Origin of the sequence: Pseudonocardia sp. CA-107938 (assembly GCF_050936315.1) — a bacterium.
Lineage (GTDB): Bacteria > Actinomycetota > Actinomycetes > Mycobacteriales > Pseudonocardiaceae > Pseudonocardia.
Genome location: NZ_JBNJNA010000001.1, coordinates 1,645,387 through 1,662,548 on the forward strand (window position 1 = coordinate 1,645,387; position 17,162 = coordinate 1,662,548).

Annotated in this window: 20 protein-coding genes; 11 read left to right on the forward strand and 9 right to left on the reverse strand. The window is 73.9% G+C overall.

What is annotated here, in order from left to right:
* The first annotated feature begins 73 nt into the window (after positions 1-73).
* Positions 74-1,198, forward strand: coding sequence for a sensor histidine kinase (locus tag ACQEVB_RS08155; protein ID WP_432967025.1), 1,125 nt, complete (start codon positions 74-76; stop codon positions 1,196-1,198).
* A complete protein-coding gene (locus ACQEVB_RS08160) occupies positions 1,195-1,869 on the forward strand; it encodes a response regulator (RefSeq protein ID WP_432967027.1) in 675 nt (224 codons plus the stop codon). Before ACQEVB_RS08155 ends, ACQEVB_RS08160 begins: the two co-directional genes overlap by 4 nt.
* A gap of 9 nt (positions 1,870-1,878) precedes the next feature.
* On the opposite strand, the gene ACQEVB_RS08165 is transcribed toward ACQEVB_RS08160, so the two are convergent.
* The gene (locus tag ACQEVB_RS08165) at positions 1,879-2,172 is read right to left on the reverse strand and encodes a DUF1330 domain-containing protein (protein ID WP_432967029.1); all 294 of its coding nucleotides are present in this window, start codon (positions 2,170-2,172) and stop codon (positions 1,879-1,881) included.
* Positions 2,173-2,339: 167 nt separating this feature from the next.
* Here ACQEVB_RS08165 and ACQEVB_RS08170 point away from each other — a divergent pair, with 167 nt between their 5' ends.
* Both ACQEVB_RS08170 and ACQEVB_RS08175 read left to right on the forward strand, forming a co-directional pair.
* Complete coding sequence (locus tag ACQEVB_RS08170) at positions 2,340-2,690, forward strand: hypothetical protein (protein ID WP_432967031.1); 351 nt, start codon at positions 2,340-2,342, stop codon at positions 2,688-2,690.
* 36 nt (positions 2,691-2,726) lie between these two features.
* Positions 2,727-3,755: a sigma-70 family RNA polymerase sigma factor gene (locus tag ACQEVB_RS08175; protein WP_432967032.1), complete on the forward strand. Its 1,029-nt coding sequence runs from the start codon at positions 2,727-2,729 to the stop codon at positions 3,753-3,755.
* On the opposite strand, the gene ACQEVB_RS08180 is transcribed toward ACQEVB_RS08175, so the two are convergent.
* On the reverse strand, positions 3,697-4,662 hold the full coding sequence (locus tag ACQEVB_RS08180) for an oxygenase MpaB family protein (RefSeq protein WP_432967034.1): 966 nt from the start codon (positions 4,660-4,662) through the stop codon (positions 3,697-3,699). The two genes, ACQEVB_RS08175 and ACQEVB_RS08180, sit on opposite strands and share 59 nt — an antisense overlap.
* A 108-nt stretch (positions 4,663-4,770) precedes the next feature.
* Here ACQEVB_RS08180 and ACQEVB_RS08185 point away from each other — a divergent pair, with 108 nt between their 5' ends.
* Positions 4,771-5,373, forward strand: a complete 603-nt coding sequence (locus tag ACQEVB_RS08185; RefSeq protein WP_432967036.1) for a TetR/AcrR family transcriptional regulator — start codon at positions 4,771-4,773, stop codon at positions 5,371-5,373.
* Here ACQEVB_RS08185 and ACQEVB_RS08190 read toward each other — a convergent pair.
* From ACQEVB_RS08190 to ACQEVB_RS08200, 3 genes are read right to left on the reverse strand one after another with little or no spacing between them, the layout of a single operon-like run.
* Entirely contained in the window at positions 5,357-6,625 is a 1,269-nt protein-coding gene (locus tag ACQEVB_RS08190; protein ID WP_432967038.1) for a M18 family aminopeptidase, read from the reverse strand. The two genes, ACQEVB_RS08185 and ACQEVB_RS08190, sit on opposite strands and share 17 nt — an antisense overlap.
* Positions 6,626-6,652: 27 nt before the next feature.
* A complete protein-coding gene (locus ACQEVB_RS08195; protein ID WP_432967040.1) occupies positions 6,653-6,844 on the reverse strand; it encodes a hypothetical protein in 192 nt (63 codons plus the stop codon).
* Positions 6,841-8,262, reverse strand: a complete 1,422-nt coding sequence (locus ACQEVB_RS08200) for an O-antigen ligase family protein (protein WP_432967042.1) — start codon at positions 8,260-8,262, stop codon at positions 6,841-6,843. Before ACQEVB_RS08200 ends, ACQEVB_RS08195 begins: the two co-directional genes overlap by 4 nt.
* Before the next feature lie 142 nt (positions 8,263-8,404).
* On the opposite strand from ACQEVB_RS08200, the gene ACQEVB_RS08205 reads away from it, so the two are divergent.
* Complete coding sequence (locus ACQEVB_RS08205) at positions 8,405-9,781, forward strand: GMC family oxidoreductase (protein ID WP_432967044.1); 1,377 nt, start codon at positions 8,405-8,407, stop codon at positions 9,779-9,781.
* 76 nt (positions 9,782-9,857) lie between these two features.
* Here the strand turns inward: ACQEVB_RS08205 and ACQEVB_RS08210 are convergent, their stop codons facing one another.
* Together ACQEVB_RS08210 and ACQEVB_RS08215 are read right to left on the reverse strand one after the other, a co-directional pair.
* Positions 9,858-10,574, reverse strand: coding sequence for an arylamine N-acetyltransferase family protein (locus ACQEVB_RS08210; protein WP_432967046.1), 717 nt, complete (start codon positions 10,572-10,574; stop codon positions 9,858-9,860).
* Positions 10,575-10,591: 17 nt separating this feature from the next.
* Positions 10,592-10,996 carry a nucleotide triphosphate diphosphatase NUDT15 gene (locus ACQEVB_RS08215; protein ID WP_432967048.1) on the reverse strand — a complete coding sequence of 135 codons (405 nt, stop codon included), beginning with the start codon at positions 10,994-10,996 and terminating at the stop codon, positions 10,592-10,594.
* A gap of 30 nt (positions 10,997-11,026) precedes the next feature.
* Between ACQEVB_RS08215 and ACQEVB_RS08220 the strand changes: the two genes are divergently transcribed.
* Positions 11,027-13,045, forward strand: a complete 2,019-nt coding sequence (locus ACQEVB_RS08220) for a M3 family metallopeptidase (protein ID WP_432967050.1) — start codon at positions 11,027-11,029, stop codon at positions 13,043-13,045.
* Here ACQEVB_RS08220 and ACQEVB_RS08225 read toward each other — a convergent pair.
* Positions 12,976-14,187, reverse strand: a complete 1,212-nt coding sequence (locus tag ACQEVB_RS08225) for a benzoate/H(+) symporter BenE family transporter (protein ID WP_432967052.1) — start codon at positions 14,185-14,187, stop codon at positions 12,976-12,978. The genes ACQEVB_RS08220 and ACQEVB_RS08225 overlap by 70 nt on opposite strands.
* A 44-nt stretch (positions 14,188-14,231) precedes the next feature.
* Here ACQEVB_RS08225 and ACQEVB_RS08230 point away from each other — a divergent pair, with 44 nt between their 5' ends.
* The 4 genes from ACQEVB_RS08230 to ACQEVB_RS08245 all read left to right on the forward strand — a co-directional run bounded on the left by ACQEVB_RS08230 (position 14,232) and on the right by ACQEVB_RS08245 (position 16,723).
* Complete coding sequence (locus ACQEVB_RS08230; RefSeq protein WP_432967054.1) at positions 14,232-14,792, forward strand: helix-turn-helix domain-containing protein; 561 nt, start codon at positions 14,232-14,234, stop codon at positions 14,790-14,792.
* Between the two features lie 92 nt (positions 14,793-14,884).
* Entirely contained in the window at positions 14,885-15,091 is a 207-nt protein-coding gene (locus ACQEVB_RS08235; RefSeq protein WP_432967056.1) for a hypothetical protein, read from the forward strand.
* A 447-nt stretch (positions 15,092-15,538) separates the two neighbouring features.
* Complete coding sequence (locus ACQEVB_RS08240) at positions 15,539-16,294, forward strand: response regulator transcription factor (protein ID WP_432967058.1); 756 nt, start codon at positions 15,539-15,541, stop codon at positions 16,292-16,294.
* Between the two features lie 150 nt (positions 16,295-16,444).
* Positions 16,445-16,723, forward strand: coding sequence for a GlsB/YeaQ/YmgE family stress response membrane protein (locus ACQEVB_RS08245; RefSeq protein ID WP_432967060.1), 279 nt, complete (start codon positions 16,445-16,447; stop codon positions 16,721-16,723).
* 61 nt (positions 16,724-16,784) lie between these two features.
* On the opposite strand, the gene ACQEVB_RS08250 is transcribed toward ACQEVB_RS08245, so the two are convergent.
* On the reverse strand, positions 16,785-17,159 hold the full coding sequence (locus ACQEVB_RS08250) for a DUF4870 domain-containing protein (RefSeq protein ID WP_432967062.1): 375 nt from the start codon (positions 17,157-17,159) through the stop codon (positions 16,785-16,787).
* Positions 17,160-17,162 lie beyond the last annotated feature (3 nt).

Genomic DNA, 17,162 nt, shown 5'->3' on the forward strand with positions numbered 1-17,162 from the left:
CAGTTGATCTTCAACCACGACCTTTTGCCCTTGATCACCGCAACCTCCCTGGCCCGGCCTACGCTCCGCCGGTATGAACCTCCGGTCCGGGCACGGCCGCCGGGTGCTGCTGCCGTCGCGCCGGGACGTGGTGCTGGCCGCGGCGCTCGCCGCCGCGGTGCTGGCCGGCAGCGCGCTCGTGGCCTACTTCCAGCCGGCCGGCGTGCTCGGGCCCGTGACCATGGCCGCGGTGCTGGTCGCGGCGGGTGCGTGGGCGTGGCACCGGGTCGCGCCGGTGGTCTCCGCGGCGGTGGTGGTCGCCGTCGTCGCCGGGCACGTGCTGGCCGGGCTGCCGTACGGGCCGATCATGTTGCTGGTCGTGGTGGCCTGCTTCGCCGTCGCGCGGCACTGCGGCAGCCGGGTGGCCGCGGCCACCTGCGCTGCGGCCGCGATCGTGCTGGCCGCCGCGCTGTGGACGCAGCTCGACGCGACGAACCCCACCGCGACCGCCGCCATCCTGGTGGCCTGGCCCGGGGTGTTCGTCGCCGTCCCGGCGCTGGCCGGAGCGCTGGTCAGGACGCGGGTCGAGGCGGCGGCGCGGGAACGGGCAGAGCTGCTCGCGCGCGGCGCCGACCAGGAACGGCTGCGGGTCGCGCGGGAGGTGCACGACGTCGCGGGGCACGGGTTCGCCGTCGTCGCCATGCAGGCCGGGGTGGCACTGACCGTGTTCGACGAAGACCCGGGACAGGCCAGGATCTCCCTCGAAGCGATCCGGTCGTCCAGCCAGCAGGCGCTGCGCGAGCTGCAGGCCGTGCTGGACACCCTGCACGCCGACGCCCCGGACGCGCGCGACCTGCCCGACCTGGTCGATCGCGTGCGGGCCAGCGGCGTGCCCGTCGAGCTGGCCGTCACCGGCGACCCGCGCGCCGTGGACCAGCAGGTCTCCGCCACGGTCTACCGGCTGGTGCAGGAGGCGCTCACCAACGTCGTTCGCCACGCCGGGCCGACGGCCGCCGAGGTCGTCGTCGAGTACGGGGAGCACGACGTCACGGTGGCGGTCCGCGACCGCGGGCACGGCGCCGCCGAGCAGCCCGGACGTGGGCTGCGCGGGCTGCGCGAGCGGGTCGAGCAGCTGCGAGGCACGTTCGCCGCGGGCGATCGGACCGGCGGCGGCTACCAGGTGACCGCCACGATCCCCGCGACAGGAGTCGATCGATGATCAGCGTCGCCCTCGCCGACGACGACGAGCTCGTCCGCATGGGCCTGCGCGTGCTCGTCACCCGCGAGGACGACCTCGACCTCGTCGGGGAGGCCGCGAACGGCGAGTCGGCGCTCGCGCTGGTGCGCAGCGCCCGGCCCGACGTGCTGCTCCTGGACCTGCAGATGCCCGGCCTCGACGGGCTCGGCGTGCTCCGCGCGATCGCCGCCGACCCGGCACTGGGCGGCACCAGGGTGATCGTCGTGACGACGTTCGAGATCGACCGCTACGTCGTGGCGGCGCTGCAGGCCGGCGCCAGCGGGTTCCTGCTCAAGAGCAACGTCCCGGCCGAGCTGGTCCACGCCGTGCGGGTCGTCGCGGCCGGCGAGGCGCTGCTCTCCCCGTCGGTGACACGACGGGTGGTCGGGATGTTCGGTCGGCACCTCGCCGTGGCGAGCCCGCCGCGGGCGGCGTGGGACTCCCTGACGGCCCGCGAGCGCGAGATGGTCGCCTGGGTGGCCACCGGCCGGTCGAACGACGAGATCGCCCGCGAGCTGGTGCTGAGCCCCGACACGGTGCGCACCCACGTCAGCCGGGCGATGGTCAAGCTCGCGGCCCGCGACCGCGCCCAGCTCGTCGTCTTCGCGGTGCAGGAGGGACTGACGTTCCCCGACGTGGCCGGGGAGGACTGAACCCGCCCTTCAGTCGGATCCCTCGACGAAGATCAGGTTGCGCCGCAGCGCCGTGCGCCGCACCTCCAGCGCCTGGGCGTACTCCGCCGAGGCGTACCACTCGCGGGCCCGCGCCATCGACGGGAACTCGACGATGACGATGTTCTGCGGGGTCCAGTCGCCCTCGACGTGGTCGATCGCGCTGCCGACGCGGGTGCGGTACTGCCCGCCGTACTGCGCGATGGAGGCGCTGGCGAGCGCGCGGTACTGCGCCACCAGCTCGGGATCCAGTCCCACGACATCGGAGATCACGTACGCCGTCATCCACCGATCGTGGCACCGCTCGATCGAGTAGTAGTGAAACGATCACGGTGAGCGACAGGTGTTGGCGATGAACCCCCACGTCAGCGACTATGTGCCGGCCCTCCGTGGCCGTACCGTCGGGGATGCGGCCCGATCGACATCGTGTCCGAGCACAGGAGCCGGGTGGGATGAGCAGTGACGTGACCTATGACGATCCCGACGCCCCCACGGGCCCGCAGGACACCGTCTCCGACGAGCCGACGGGTCCTCAGCCGGTCGTGCCGCCGGACCGGCCGCGCACGGCCGGAGGCCTGCTCGGCGCTGTGATCAGCGCGATCATCACGGGCGGGGTGGCGGAGCTGCTCTCGTACCCGGCGACCTGCGACGCGACGTTCGCGCCGTTCATGTCCGACTGCCGCAACCTCATGGGCTGGTCGTCCTTCGCCGACTACCCCGGCAGTGCGGCGATGATCGCCGCGGTCGCGGCCGTGTTCGCGGGGCTCCTGGTCTACCTCATGGTGCGGTTCAGCGATTCCTGAGCGGAACTGTCGGTGTCCCGCGGCACAATCGCGGGCGTGACCCGTTCTGCGTCGTCCGAGGTCTCTGCGGTGGAGCTGGCGCGCGCCCGCGAGGGTGACGACGACGCGTTCGCCCGCATCGTCGAGCCGTACCGGCGCGAGCTGCAGGTGCACTGCTACCGCATGCTGGGCTCGGTGCACGACGCCGAGGACGCGCTGCAGGACGCGCTGGTGCGTGCGTGGCGCAGCCTGGGCGGGTTCGAGGAGCGCAGCTCGGTCCGCGCGTGGCTCTACAAGATCAGCACGAACGTCTGCCTCACGGCGATCGAGCGGCGGGGCCGGCGCGCGCTGCCCGTCGACTTCGGGTCGGCGGGCGCGGGCAGCCCGCTCGACCCGCCGGCCACGGAGATCGACTGGCTGGAACCGTTCCCGGACGTCCTGGTCGAGGACGGGCGGGCCGCGCCGCACGCCCGCTACGAGCAGCGGGAGGGCGTGGAGCTGGCGTTCGTCGCCGCGCTGCAGCACCTGCCGGGCAACCAGCGCGCCGCGCTCGTGCTGTTCGAGGTGCTCGGCTTCTCGGCGCGGGAGATCGCCGACGTCATGGAGACGTCCACGGCCTCGGTCAACAGCGCGCTGCAGCGTGCGCGCAGGATCATCGACGAGAAGGTGCCGGAGCGCAGCCAGCAGCAGACGCTGCGGGCGTTGGGCGACGCGAAGCTCGGCGAGCTGGTCGGGAAGTACGCCGACGCGCTGGAGCGCCGCGACACCTCGGCGATCCTCGCGCTGCTCACCGAGGACGCCACGTGGAGCATGCCGCCGCTCACCTCGTGGTTCCGCGGCGCGGAGCAGATCAGCGGCTTCCTGGCCCGGGGCCCGCACCGCGTCACGTGGAAGCACGTGCCCACGCGGGCCAACGGCCAGCTCGCCGTCGGGTGCTACATCCGCTCGGAGGAGACCGGCCGGTACGAGGGGAAGGTGCTCGACGTGCTCACGCTCGACGGCGAGCGGATCGCCGCCGTCACCGCGTTCATCGACCCGTCGCTGTTCGCGGCGTTCGAGCTGCCGGAGTCGTTGCCGGCGGAATGACGCGAGCACCCTGGTAGTGCCGCGGGTCGTCGCGCTCGTCGAGGGGCGGCAGGTTGCGCGCCGGGGTGTGCACGAGCGGTGCGTCGGCCGCGTCGAGGCCCTGTGCGCGCCGCCACCCGGCGCGCGCTCGCGGGCGGTAGCGCAGTGCCGGCGGCACCAGGTGCCACGCGATGTGGACGACCCGGCCGAGGATCCGCAGCAGCCGCTCGTCGCGTGAGTTCCACGTGAAACCCAGCCGCTCGCGCACAGCCGGCGGGTAGAGGCCCACGGTGATCCAGCGGTACCCGCGGGCGACCGGGAACCGCGCCAGGCGCCAGACGGGGTCGGGGAGCCACGGCAGCACCGGCGGCTTGGCCAGCTCGTCCAGGTCGAGCACGTCGCGGGTGGCCTTGTTGTCCTCCAGCACCTCGGCGCACATGTGCTCCCAGTACGCGAGGAACTCGGCGTAGGTCGCCGGGACGGGGCGCATGCTCATGCCGTACTGGCGGTAGAGCTCGATGTACTCGTCGTACATGCGGGCCCGTTGACCCTCGTCGAGGCCGCCCATGAACACGTCGGCGGCGAGGACGAGGCCCATGTAGAAGGTGGAGTGCGCCCAGAAGAACGTGTCGGGATCCAGGGCGTGGTAGCGGTTGCCGTTGCGATCGACACCGCTGATGTCGGCGTGGTACCCGCGCACCTCGCGGGCGGTCTCGGTGGCCCGGTCGCCGTCGTAGACCATGCCGTCGATGGGGTAGAGCGAGCGGTTGAGCCGCTGCCAGCGCTCGGCGAAGAACTTCGAGTGCTGCTCGACCGCCGCGCCGAGCTGCGGATGCATGTTCTGCATCGACCCGGCCCACAGCGCGACGAAGTACGTGCGAAGGTCGCCGCCGTAGCGCCAGCTGAGAGAACTCGGTCCGAGAGGCATCGCCGACTCCGTTCCGCGAACTGACTACGGGCGTTGTCAGTATAGAGGGCCCGGCAGTTGAGGGTTCGTGCCCGGACCCTCAGCTGCCGGGCGCTCGTAAGCTACGGCGTGGCCGAACGACAGTGGTCGGGCAGCACGCTGGCCGATCGGCAGTCCGCGCGGCGCCGCGCGCTGCTCGACGCCGGGCTCGACCTGCTCGGCGCCGAGGGCGGCCCCGCGGTCGGCGTGCGGGCCGTGTGCCGGCGCGCCCGGCTCACCGAGCGGTACTTCTACGAGAACTTCCGCGACCGCGACGCGCTGGTCGCGGCGGTGTACGACGAGGTGACCGAGCGCGCGCACGCCGCGTTGGCCGGCGCCGTCGCATCGGCGACCGGGGACGTGTCGGCGCTGGTCGAGGCCGCCGTCGCGGCGTTCGTCGAGCTGGTCCTGGACGATCCGCGGGTGGGTCGGGCGCTGCTGCTCGCTCCGCTCACCGACCCCGCGCTGATGCACCGCGGCACCGCCGCACTCCCCGCGTTCCGCGCGCTCATCAGCGAGCAGCTGCCGCCCGACGCCGACGACGTCGAGCGCCGGATGACCGCGATCGGGCTGGTCGGCGCGCTGGCGCAGCTGTTCGGTGCCGCGCTGGACGGCAGCCTCGTCGTGCCGAGGGAACGGCTCGTCCGGCACTGCGTCCAGCTGGTGCTGCGCGCTTCTACGCCGGATCGCTGAGGAACGCCGCTGCGGCGGCGCGCAGGAACGCGGGGTCGGCCACGCCGCACAGCTCGCGGGCCGAGTGCATGGACAGCACCGGGATGCCGACGTCGACCGTGCGGATGCCGATCCGGGTCGACAGCAACGGCCCGACCGTCGACCCGCACGGCACGGTGTTCTTCGCGACGAACACCTGCGTGGGCACGTCCGCGGTCCGGCAGGCGCGCTGCCATGCCGCGGCACCGGGGGCGTCCGTGGCGTAGCGCTGGATCGCGTTCACCTTCAGGGCCGGGCCCTGGTTGGGCAGCGCGCGGTGGCCGGGGTCGTGGCGCTCCAGGTAGTTCGGGTGGGCGGCGTGGGTCACGTCGACGGACAGGCAGCGCGCGGCCGCGAACACCCGTGCCCGGGCGTCGAACCCGCCGGCCAGCGCCGTCAGCACGTTCTCCAGCAGCGGGCCCTCCGCGCCGGTGGCCGACGCGCTGCCGATCTCCTCGTGGTCGAAGCCGACGAAGACCGGGATCGTCTCGGCCTGCTGTGCGGCGTCGAGCAGGGCACCGATGCCTGCCTGCACGGAGGCGAGGTTGTCCAGCCGGGGCGCCGCGAGGAACTCCTCCTCCTCGCCCAGCAGCGCCGGCGGCTCGACGGGGTGGACGACGAGGTCGTGCGCCGCCACGTCGTCGGGGTCGAGGTCGGCGACCTCGCTGGCCAGGAACTCAAGCAGGTCGCCCGCGCCGGGCGCGCCGAGCCCCCAGATCGGCAGCAGGTGCTGCTGCGGGTCCAGCGTGAGGCCCTGGTTGACCTGCCGGTCCAGGTGGATGGCCAGCTGCGGGACGCGCAGGAGCGGCCGGTGCACGTCGACCAGCACGGTGCTGCCGTCGTAGCGCACCAGGCGGCCGGCGAGCCCCAGGTCACGGTCCAGCCAGGAGTTCCACAGCGCCCCGCCGTAGACCTCCATGGCGACCTGCCGCCAGCCACCCGCGCCCGTGTCGGGCTGCGGCTTGACCTTGAGCGTCGGTGAGTCGGTGTGCGCCGCGAACACCCGCAGCGGCCGCCCGGCCGCGCCTCCGTCAGGCGCGGACCAGGCGAGCAGCGTCCCGTCGCGCACCAGGTAGCGGCCGCCGGGCCCGTCGGGCCACGGATCGGTCTCGAGGTGCTCGGTGAAACCGGCCGCCTCGAGCCGGCGCACACCCTCGGCCACCGCGTGGTACGGCGACGGGGACGCGGTGACGAATGCGGCGAGGTCGGCGGCGGGATCGGCTGGTCCGGTCATCACCGCCATCCTCCCCGCGGCCGACGATCAGTCGGTGCCCGGGTCCGCCGCCGGGGCGCTCTGCTCGCCGACGGGAGCGCTCTGGTCGCCGACGGGGGCGCTCTGCTCCCCGACCGTCGGCGTCAGCGCGTTCGCGATCCCGCCCGTCAGGGCGAGCCCGACGGCCAGCAGGAGCACCAGCCCGGCCTCCACGATGACGAAACGTCGGTGCGTGGTCATGGAACGTCCTCTCTGTTCGACCGCAGCGCTCCATCGGAGTGCAACACCCTCTCGGAGCGCAGCGGTGCATGGGTGAGCAACACGGCTGTGGTGACGGCGAGCTGCAGGGGCAGCACCGGGATGTGCCACAGGAAGTCGAAGGCGCTGTGCGCCGCGAAACCGGCCACGGCCGCGGTGGCCGCGGCGCCGGCGACGCTCCGCGCGCGCAGCCCGGCAACGGCGAGCGCGACCATCGCGGTGCCCACGAACGCGAGCCCGACCAGGCCGTTCTCCGTGGCGGTCTGCAGGTACTCGTCGTGGGTGAAGAAGGCGCGGACGCGGGTGCCGGTGTGGTCGACGTAGCGCAGGTCGAGCTCGCCCGGCCCGATGCCGGTCCAGGGCGCGGTGCGGAACTGGGCCTCGGTGACGCGGGTCAGGTCGGCGCGCTCCGCCGATTCGAGGGTCAGCCGGGTCTCGACGATCCCGGCGGCGGCCGTGCGGGCGGCGGGGACGAACGCGACGATCGCGGCGGCCACCGCAACGCCGAGCAGGAGGCCGGCGAGCAGGTGCCGGGGCCGCATCCGGCGCCCGTACGCGAGCACCGCGGCCCCGGCCACCAGGCCGGCGCCGGCGAGCCAGGGATGCGGTGGGTCGTCGACCGGCAGCGACGGCAGCAGTCCGGCGCCGGCAACGGCCACGGCCGGGACCGCCGACACGAGCCCGCCCAGCCGCAGCGGGCGATGCGGTGCGCGCAGCACCAGCGCGCCTGCTGCGACGACCAACCCGATCGCGCCCGCCCGGCTCATCGTCGAGACGAGGCCCAGTGCCAGCACCGCGACCACGGCGACGCGGACCGTGCCGTCGGGCAGTGCGGCGACCGCGACCAGCAGCGCGACCACGAGGAAGGCCGCCGTGGCGTTCGCGTAGGTCAGGGTGGACGCGCCCCGCCACAGGCCGCTCGACGTGAGCGCCAGCGGTTCGACGTGGAACGCCACCCCGACCCAGCACGACGCTGCGACGATGACGGCGACCGCCAGCACCACGGCCAGCAGGGCCTGCCGGTGGGGGCTCGGCAGCCCGGCCGCGCAGACCAGCGCCAGCGCCGTCACCGCTGCCACGGTGACCGGCGCGGCCGCGACCTGCACCGATGCGGCGCGCACGGCCACCCACGCGGCGAACGCCAGCATGGCCGCCGCGGCCACGACGACCGCGGACGGCACCCGTCGGCGCAGGTGGCACGCGCGGCCGAGCGCGGCGAGCCCGACCAGCGCCGCGACCGTCGCGAGCTGCGGCGCGTAGAACCCGCCCTGCTGCAGGGCCGCGTACCCGATGGCGCCGCCGAGACCGGCCACGACGACGGCGTCGGGCAGCACGTCGCCGGGCACCCCGCGGTGGCGGGGCGCCCGGTGGGCAGGCACGCGCGGTCCCGGTCCGGTCACGGTCCTCCTCCCTGGGTTCGCAGGCCCTACCTTGGGAGCGGAACTTGATCACCGCGAACGCAGATCGGCTTCTCGACCCGATCAGGTGTCAACCGGTGGTGCGTCGGCCACGCTGCGACGTCAGCGCGTAGGTTCGCCGTCCGTGGCGGAGATCGTCGTGGTGGGCGCCGGGGCGGCCGGTTGCGCGCTCGCCGGCCGGCTGACCAGCCGCGGCGCCGACGTGCTCCTGCTGGAGGCCGGTGGTCGCGAACGCCCGCCGGAGGTGCTCGACGTCGCGTCGTTCGCCGCGACCGCGCCGGACCACCCGTGGAACTGGGCCTACCCGACCCTGCTGCGCGCCGGCACCCCCGCGATCGTGCCGCGCGGCCGCGGGCTCGGCGGCTCGACCGCGATCAACGGGGCGGTCTGGACCCGGGCCGTGCCGGCCGATGCGGACGGGTGGGGCGTGCCCGGCTGGACGTTCGCGGAGCTGCTCCCGTACTTCCGGCGCGCCGAGCACGACCTCGACGTGTCCAGTCCGGTGCACGGGGACGCCGGGCCGGTGCCCGTCCGCCGCCCGTCCGGCGCGCTGCGGCACCCGACGGTGGACCGGTTCCTGGCCGCGGCGGACCGGCTCGGTCACCCCGCCGAGCCGGACCGGAACGCCGGCGGCCCACCCGGTGCCGGCCCCGTGCCGAGCAACAGCGTCGACGGCGTGCGCGTCGACGCCGCCACCGCCTACCTGGGGCCGGACGTGCGGGTGCGCACCGGCGCGCTCGTCGAGCGGGTGCTGCTGCGCGGGGACCGTGCCGTCGGGGTGGAGCTGGCCGGCGGCGAGGTGGTGGAGGCAGGGGAGGTGGTGCTCGCGGCCGGCGCCGTCGCCACGCCGCAGCTGCTGCTGCGTTCGGGCATCGGACCGACCGGCGCGCACGAGCTGCCCGTCGGGCAGGGCTTCACCGACCACCCGGCCGTCTTCCTGCCGATGCGCGACACCGACCCGCCGGCGCACCCGCACGCGCCCGGCGCGCAGGTCGCGTTGGACCTCGACTCGGGCGCCGATCCCGCGGGCGACGTGTGGGTGCTGCAGTTCGTGCGCCCGTTCGAGCCCGGCGGGGACCTGCACCTGATGTGCGCGCTCGGCCGCCCCGACGGCCGCGGCGAGCTCACCCTCGACGTGTCGGGAGCGCCGCGGATCGAGTACCGCTACCTGGGCCTGGAGAGCGACCGGCGGCGGATGCGGCACGCCGTGCGCACGGCGGCCGAGCTGCTGCGCGCGGGCCTCGGCACCCGCACGGCCCCCGACGGCGACGTCCTCGGCGTGGACCGCCGCCTCGACGGCTGGATCGCCGCCCACCTCACCACGGCGGTGCACCTGTGCGGCACCGCGGCGATCGGCCAGGTCGTCGACGCGGAGCTGCGCGTGCTCGGCATCGCCGGCCTGCGCGTCGCCGACACGTCGGTGCTGCCCACGGTCCCGCGCCGCGGCACGGCGGCGACGGCGGTGGCGATCGGCGAGAAGGCGGCCGACCTGCTGGGGTGACCGAGCGACGTCACACAGGTTGCGGCCACCGCACACAGGTTGGGCAGTGTGTGCGGTGGCCGCGCGCTGTGTGAGGTCACTCCCAACCGCGGGGGAGGACGATGCCGAACCGTTCCGCCAGCACCGTGCGCTCCTCCGCCACCGAGAGCGTGCGGTCGGGGCGGCCGGTCTCCTTGAACACGCCGTTGTCCAGCGCGATCCGCCCGCCGTCGACGACCATCGCGGCGACCCGGTGCGCCCGGAAGTGCGACGCGGGATCGTGCTCCTGGAACCGGCAGCGCGGCACGTACTCGGCGAACGTCCGCGGGACGAGCGTGAACGTCCAGTCGCGCTGCCACCCCTCACCGGACCGGTTCGCGGTGAACCAGCGCTCGCCGTCGCGCCCGACCATCCGCGTGCCGTGCTCGCCCTCCCGCAGCGGCAGCGGGAGCTCCCAGCGCCCGCCCTGCCCGACGTCGGCGAGCACCGGCCCGTCCGATGTGGCGACGAGCAGGCGCATGTGGTCGAACTCGGCCGGCTCGGCGTCGGCGCCGTCGAACGCGGACAGCAGCGTCACGTCGTGTCCCAGCTCGCCCAGCAGCGCGGCGAACAGGCCGTTCAGCTCGTAGCAGAAGCCGCCGCGCCGCCGGCGCACGATCTTGTCGGTCAGGTCGTCGAGGTCGAACGAGATCGGGATGCCGAGGTGGATGTCGTAGTCCTCGAACGGGACGGTGCGCGCGTGCGCCGAGTGCAGCTCGGCGAGCGTGGCGCCGCGATGGGAGCCGATCCGGGCGAGGTAGGCGTCGACGTCCACGGCGCGAGTCTGCCGCCTCAACCCGCGTCGAGGTCCAGCCAGCGGCGCAGGGGCGCGAACAGCTCACGCCCACGCAGCTCGTCGGGCGTGCACCAGGCCAGTGACGTGGCCTTGTCCGGCTCGACGATCCGCGCCTCGCCAGCCACCACCTCGCACTCCACGAACAACGTGACGTAGTGGCGGCCGATCTCCGGCATCGGGTCGTCGGTGAACCCGCGCCGCGCGACCGGGACGACGTGCAGCCCGGTCTCCTCGGCCACCTCGCGCACCGCCGTCTGCTCCGGCGACTCGCCGAACTCCTGGTGCCCGCCCGGCAACCCCCACGTCCCGGCCCCGTGCGCGCCGGCGCGGCGCAGCACCAGCAGCCGTTCCCCGTCGGGCACGAGCGCGGCGACACCGACCCGGATGTGCGCATCCCCCACCAGCGCACCGTACGTGCCTACCCTGAGCCCGTGAGCAACCCGTTCCTCGTGCCCAGCCCGCTCCCGTACGGCTACCCCGACTTCTCCGCGATCCGCGAGGAGCACTACCTCCCCGCCTTCGCCGCCGGCATGGCCGAGCAACGGGCCGAGGTCGACGCCATCACGTCCGACCCGGCGCCGCCGACGTTCGCGAACACCGTCGAGGCGCTGGAGCGGTCCGGCGAGACGCTGCGCCGGGTGTCGTCGGTGTTCTTCACCCTCGTCTCGTCGACGAGCACGCCGGGGCTGCGGGAGATCGAGGCGGAGATCGCGCCGCAGCTGGCCGCGCACAGCGACGCGATCCGGCTCGACCCGGCGCTGTTCGCCCGCATCGCGGCGTTGCACGATGTTCGCGAGACCCTGGACCTGGACGCCGAGTCGTTGCGGCTCCTCGAGCGCTACCACCGCGACGGGGTGCGGGCCGGCGCGCAGCTGGCACCCGAGCAGCAGGACCGGCTGCGCGAGCTGAACGCGGAGCTCTCGGCGTTGACGACGGAGTTCGGCAACCGCCTGCTGGCCGAGGCGAACGACTCGGCGGTGCACGTCAGCGACGTCGCGCAGCTGGACGGGCTGTCGGCCGACGCGATCGCCGCCGCGGCGAAGTCGGCCGCCGACCGCGGCCTGGACGGCTACCTGATCACGCTGGTGCTGCCCACCGGCCAGCCGGTGCTGGCCTCGCTCACCGACCGCGAGCTGCGGGCCCGGGTGCACGAGGCGTCGGTGTCGCGCGGGCTGCGCGGCAACGCGCACGACACCCGCGAGCTCGTCCTGCGCACGGTGGCGCTGCGGGCAGAGCGGGCGGCGCTGCTCGGCTACCCGCACCACGCCGCCTGGGTGGTGGAGCCGTTCACCGCGGAGTCCGTCGAGAACATCGACGCGATGCTGGGCAAGCTCGCGCCGGTCGCTGCGGCGAACGCGCGCGCGGAGGCGTCGGACCTGTCGACGGAGGCGGGCTACGCGATCACGGCCGCGGACCGCGCGTTCCACGCCGAGCGGGTGCGCCGCGAGCGCTTCGCCGTCGACACCGAGGCGCTGCGCCCGTACTTCGAGCTGGAACGGGTGCTGCACGACGGCGTTTTCCGCGCAGCCGGGCTGCTCTACGGCGTCACGTTCGCCGAGCGGCACGACCTGCCGCTCTACCACCCCGACCAGCGCATCTTCGACGTCGCCGACGAGTCGGGCCCGCTCGGGCTCTACATCCTCGACCCCTACGCGCGCGACTCGAAGCGGGGCGGGGCGTGGATGAACTCGTTCGTCACGCAGTCGCACCTGCGCGGCACCCGACCCGTCGTGCTCAACACGCTCAACGTGCCGCAGCCGCCAGCCGGCGAGCCGACCCTGCTCACGCTGGAGAACGTGCGCACGCTGTTCCACGAGTTCGGGCACGCCCTGCACGGCTTGTTCTCCGACGTCCGGTACCCGACGTTCACCGGCACGTCGGTGCCCCGCGACTTCGTCGAGTTCCCGTCCCAGGTCAACGAGATGTGGCTGGACCACCCCGCGGTCCTGCCGCACTACGCCGTCCACCACGAGACGGGTGAGCCGCTGCCCACCGAGGTCGTCGAGAAGCTGGCGGCGGCCCGCCGGTTCGGGGAGGGCTTCGCGACCACCGAGTACCTGGCCGCCGCGCTGCTCGACCAGGCGTGGCACCGGTTGGGGACCGACGCGGCCGTCGACGACGTGGAGGCGTTCGAGGCCGCCGCGATCGCCGCGGCCGGCGTCGCCGAGCCGACCGCGCCGCCGCGCTACCGCAGCACCTACTTCCAGCACATCTTCGGCGGCGGTTACAGCGCCGCCTACTACTCCTACATCTGGAGCGAGGTGCTCGACGCCGACACCGTCGAATGGTTCGGCGAGCGCGGCGACGACCTGCGTGCGAGCGGCGACATCTTCCGGCGCGAGCTGCTCTCGCGCGGTGGCGCCGTCGACCCGATGGCGGCCTACCGGGCGTTCCGCGGCCGCGACCCGGAGATCGGTCCGCTGCTCACCCGGCGGGGGTTGGCCGGCTGAGCCCGGCGGCGGTGCAGGAGGGTCATCGCCACTCCGGCCACCAGGCCCCAGAAGGCCGCACCCAGCCCGAGGAAGCCCACACCCGCCGCCGTCACCACGAACGTGACGGCGGCCGCCTCGCGCCCGTCCGGTTCGGCGACGGCGGAGGCGATCGACGACGCCAGCGCGCCGAGCAGGGCCAGCCCGGCCACGGCCTCCAGCAGCACCGGCGGCGACGCGGCGAACACCGCTGTGGCGACGCCCGCGGTGAAGCCCAGCACGGCGAGCACCACACCGTTGGTGACCGAGGCGATCCAGCGCTGCTCGGCGGGCCCGGCGTCGGGGCCCGCGGCGAGGGCGGCGCTGATCGCGGCCAGGTTGACCGCGTGCCCGCCGACCGGCGCGCCGGCGATCGTGCCGGCGCCGGTGGCGAGCAGCACGGTCCGCCACGGCGGCCGGAACCCGTACTGGGCGAGCACGGCCATGCCGGTGACGTTCTGCGAGACCATCGTCACGACGAACAGCGGCAGCCCGAGGCCGACGAGGGTGGCCGGGTCGAACGACGGGGTGGTCCACACGAACGCCGGTGCCACTGCGGCGCCGGCGGGCAGACCACCCGTCCACAGGATCCCGGCGATCGCCACGACCAGCGCCGCCGGCACCGCCCACGGGCGGGCGAACCGCGCGACCAGCGCCCACACGACGATCACCGGCGCGGCCAGCAGCGGCACCTGCGCCAGTGCCTGGACCGGCGCGAGGCACAGCGGCAGCAGCACCCCGGCGAGCATCGCGGCGGCGAGGTGGCCGGGGATCGCGGCGACGAGCCGGCCCAGCGGGGCGATCAACCCGGTCACGACGATCAGCGCGCCGCACAGCAGGAACGCCCCGACGGCCGCGGCGAACCCGCCCGGCTGCGGACCGGCGGCCACCAGCAGCGCCGCACCCGGGGTGGACCACGCGATGACCACCGGGATCCGCCAGCGCAGTCCGAGCACGACCGCCACGACGCCACTCGCGATGCTGACCGCGAGCAGCCCGGACGCCGCCCGTCCCGGGTCGGCACCGACCGCCTGCAGCCCGGTGAGCACCACCGCGAAGGCCCCGGCGAATCCCACGACAGCGGAGACGACGCCGGCCAGCGCCGGCTGCAGCACGCGTTCCATCCGACCTCCCGTTCCGTTTACGGAACGGATGAGACCATAACCACGTGCCACAGCCGCCGTCCACCGCATTCGCGGCACTCGCCGATCCCGCAGGGGTCGGGCCGCGGGTCACGGCGCTGCGCAAGGAACGGGGGCTGTCGCTGTCGGAGGTGGCGCGCCGCGCTGGCATCGGCAAGGCCACGCTGTCCGGGTTGGAGGCCGGCACCCGCAACCCGACGCTCGAGACGCTCTACGCGGTCGCCTCGGCGCTGCAGGTGCCGCTGACCGCCGTCGTCGCGGAGCCCGGGACGCCCGGACCGCTCATCCGCGGTGCCGCCGCGCAGGCGGAGCACCTGCGCACCTGGACCGAGAGCGACGTGACCTACGAGCTGTTCCGGCTGACCGTGGCGGCGGGCGACAGCCAGGAGTCGCCGCCGCACCACGCCGGCGTCACGGAGTGCGTGGTCGTGTTCGCCGGCGAGCTCGTGGCAGGCCCGCTCGACCGGCCGGTGCGGGTGTCCGCCGGCGGGTTCGCGGAGTGGCCGGCCGACGTGCGCCACGGCTACCGCGCCGCCGGCACCGTCGACGTGCAGGCGACGTTGCTCATCCGCTCGCCGGTGCGGTAGTCCGTCCCTCGCGACCTCGGACGATAATCGGTCATCGCACGAACCCGGGCTCGGCTAACGTCGCCGAGGTCCCACTGTCCGCGGAGGTCCCCATGAACGACACACCAGAGCTCCCCGAGGACTCCGGCGAACTCGATCCCGCTGCCCCGGAGGCCGAGGAGGCTGTGGAGGCACCCCTCAACCGGGCCGCTCGGCGGGCCAAGGCGAAGCAGTCCCGGCCGTCGCACGTCGGGCCGCAGCCGGGGTGGGGACAGCCGGGGGTCCGCACCGGCCGACCGCGCACGAAGCGCCCGCACTGAACGGGCGCGTTGATCGAGGCTGAAACGAAGCCGTCCCGCCCGGTGGGGAGCGCCGGGCGGGACGGGGCGGGAGCTTCGTGGATCGCTCCGGTGTGATCACCGTGCCTTCATGAACTGCATCTTGCCCGGAAGTGAAGCGCCACCATCGATAGGGGGCACCCCACCCGGTCGGACGCACCGGCGCCGCGCCGTCGCAGCGGAGCGCATCCGTCGCACGGCCGCCGACCCTAGAAGGGGCGACGCCGACACGGCCAGCCTCTGAGACCTGTGTCGGCCGGCGCGCGCCGATCGGTCGTTCTGGAGCGCCGGATTGCGCGAAATCGGGGTTTGAACGCTGATGTGTCCTCCGTTCAGCCCAGCGATCTCGAGCGGACGGTAGCCGACGTCACCCTGCTGGGCTACATCGCCTCGTTAGCCGATTGTTACCCGCCGATGCGGTCTGGGAGGATGACGGCGATGCTCCCCGCTGCTCGTCACGGCGGTGCGATCCCGCCGGTGTCGGCCTTCCCGGCCGGCCCCCGGGCGCTCGCGCCCCCGCACGATTCCGTCAACGACCGTGTTCTGCTCGCCCTCCCGGCGACGGCCGCGTCGGCGTCCGTGGTGCGCAGCCTGCGCGCCGAAGGCGTCAACGTCAGCCCCGTCAGTGACGGCATCGCCGCGCTCGACGCCGTCCGCCACGGCGATCCGGCCCTCGTCGTGCTCGACGTCGAACTGCCCGGACCCGATCCCGTCGGCCTGCTGGCCACCGTGCACGTCGAGGCGCCCGAGGTGCCCGTCATGGTGGTCACGCCGCGGGAACGGCGCGCCGCGGTGCTCGCGCAGCTGCGCGGCGACCGCGACGACTACGTGCTGCGCCCGTTCGCCGTCGACGAGCTCGCGGCCCGCATCCGGTTCCGGCTGCGGCTCGGCCCCGAGCTCGACACGTCGGTGCTGCGCCAGGGAGAGCTCACCGTCGACACCGAGTTCGGGGAGGTCGCCGTCGACGGCCGCCCGGTGTCGCTGTCGCCCACCGAGTACGCCCTGCTCATGGCGCTGATGCACACCCCAGGGGAGGTCGTCGCGCCGGCGCGGCTGGCCCGCGAGGTGTGGTCCGAACCCGCGTCGGCCAACCTCGTCCAGGTCTACATCTCCTACCTGCGGCGCAAGATCGGATCGGAGCGCATCCGCACGGTGCGCGGCGAGGGCTACGTGCTCGAGGCCTGAGAGCGGATCACGCTAGGCTGAACGGGTGACGACAGCTCGATAACGCTTTCGCTATCTGCCCCGCTTGCAGCGTGTGAGCAGTCGGTTGCGGTGGTACTCAGAGGGCACCCGAGCCGCCGGCGTACGGCTCACCTCAGAACGGAGCGTCGCGTGACTGTCACCGGAATCATCTCCGCCATCATCGTGGGCATCGTCCTCGGCGTCCTCGGCCGACTTGTGGTGCCCGGCAAGCAGAACATCCCGATCTGGCTGACGATCGTCGTGGGCATCGTCGCAGCCTTCATCGGCACGTTCATCGCTGGCCTGTTCAACTACCAGAACGCCAGCGGCGGCATCCCCTGGATCCTGTTCATCATCCAGATCATCGTGGCGGCGATCCTCGTTGTCATCGCCGCCAACCTCTACGGACGACGCGGAGTCAATCGCTAGTCCGTGATCGACCGGCGGCCCGGTCCGACATCCGTCGGACCGGGCCGTTCCGCGTCGTAGGTCAGGAGATGATGCGCACCGTGAGCGGGTAGCGGAACTCGCCGCCCTGCGAGGCGCGCACGGTCGCGACGACCACGCAGATCAGCCAGAAGAACCCGTACACGACGATCAGCACGAAGCCGACCAGCACGAACATGAGCACGTAGCAGAGCACCGTCCAGACCAGGGCGTTGATCTGGAAGTTCAGCGACTCCACCGCGTGCCGCCGGATGTAGGGCGAGTCGTTGCCCTTCAGCAGCAGCACGATCAGCGGGGCGACGAGGCCCAGCGCGACCCAGGCGGTCACGATGCTGCCCACGTGCGCGGCCAGTGCCCAGTTGCGTTCCTCCGGCGTGGTGGCCGCGACGGGCTCACCGCCGTACTGCGGATAGGTCATGCG

Coding starts and splice junctions, on each gene's coding strand:
- ACQEVB_RS08180 (WP_432967034.1), bottom strand. CDS start 4,662: ATGCCTCTCGGACCGAGTTCTCTCAGCTGGCGCTACGGCGGCGACCTT.
- ACQEVB_RS08240 (WP_432967058.1), top strand. CDS start 15,539: ATGACGGCGATGCTCCCCGCTGCTCGTCACGGCGGTGCGATCCCGCCG.
- ACQEVB_RS08235 (WP_432967056.1), top strand. CDS start 14,885: ATGAACGACACACCAGAGCTCCCCGAGGACTCCGGCGAACTCGATCCC.
- ACQEVB_RS08165 (WP_432967029.1), bottom strand. CDS start 2,172: ATGACGGCGTACGTGATCTCCGATGTCGTGGGACTGGATCCCGAGCTG.
- ACQEVB_RS08170 (WP_432967031.1), top strand. CDS start 2,340: ATGAGCAGTGACGTGACCTATGACGATCCCGACGCCCCCACGGGCCCG.
- ACQEVB_RS08195 (WP_432967040.1), bottom strand. CDS start 6,844: ATGACCACGCACCGACGTTTCGTCATCGTGGAGGCCGGGCTGGTGCTC.
- ACQEVB_RS08155 (WP_432967025.1), top strand. CDS start 74: ATGAACCTCCGGTCCGGGCACGGCCGCCGGGTGCTGCTGCCGTCGCGC.
- ACQEVB_RS08250 (WP_432967062.1), bottom strand. CDS start 17,159: ATGACCTATCCGCAGTACGGCGGTGAGCCCGTCGCGGCCACCACGCCG.
- ACQEVB_RS08190 (WP_432967038.1), bottom strand. CDS start 6,625: ATGACCGGACCAGCCGATCCCGCCGCCGACCTCGCCGCATTCGTCACC.
- ACQEVB_RS08160 (WP_432967027.1), top strand. CDS start 1,195: ATGATCAGCGTCGCCCTCGCCGACGACGACGAGCTCGTCCGCATGGGC.
- ACQEVB_RS08225 (WP_432967052.1), bottom strand. CDS start 14,187: ATGGAACGCGTGCTGCAGCCGGCGCTGGCCGGCGTCGTCTCCGCTGTC.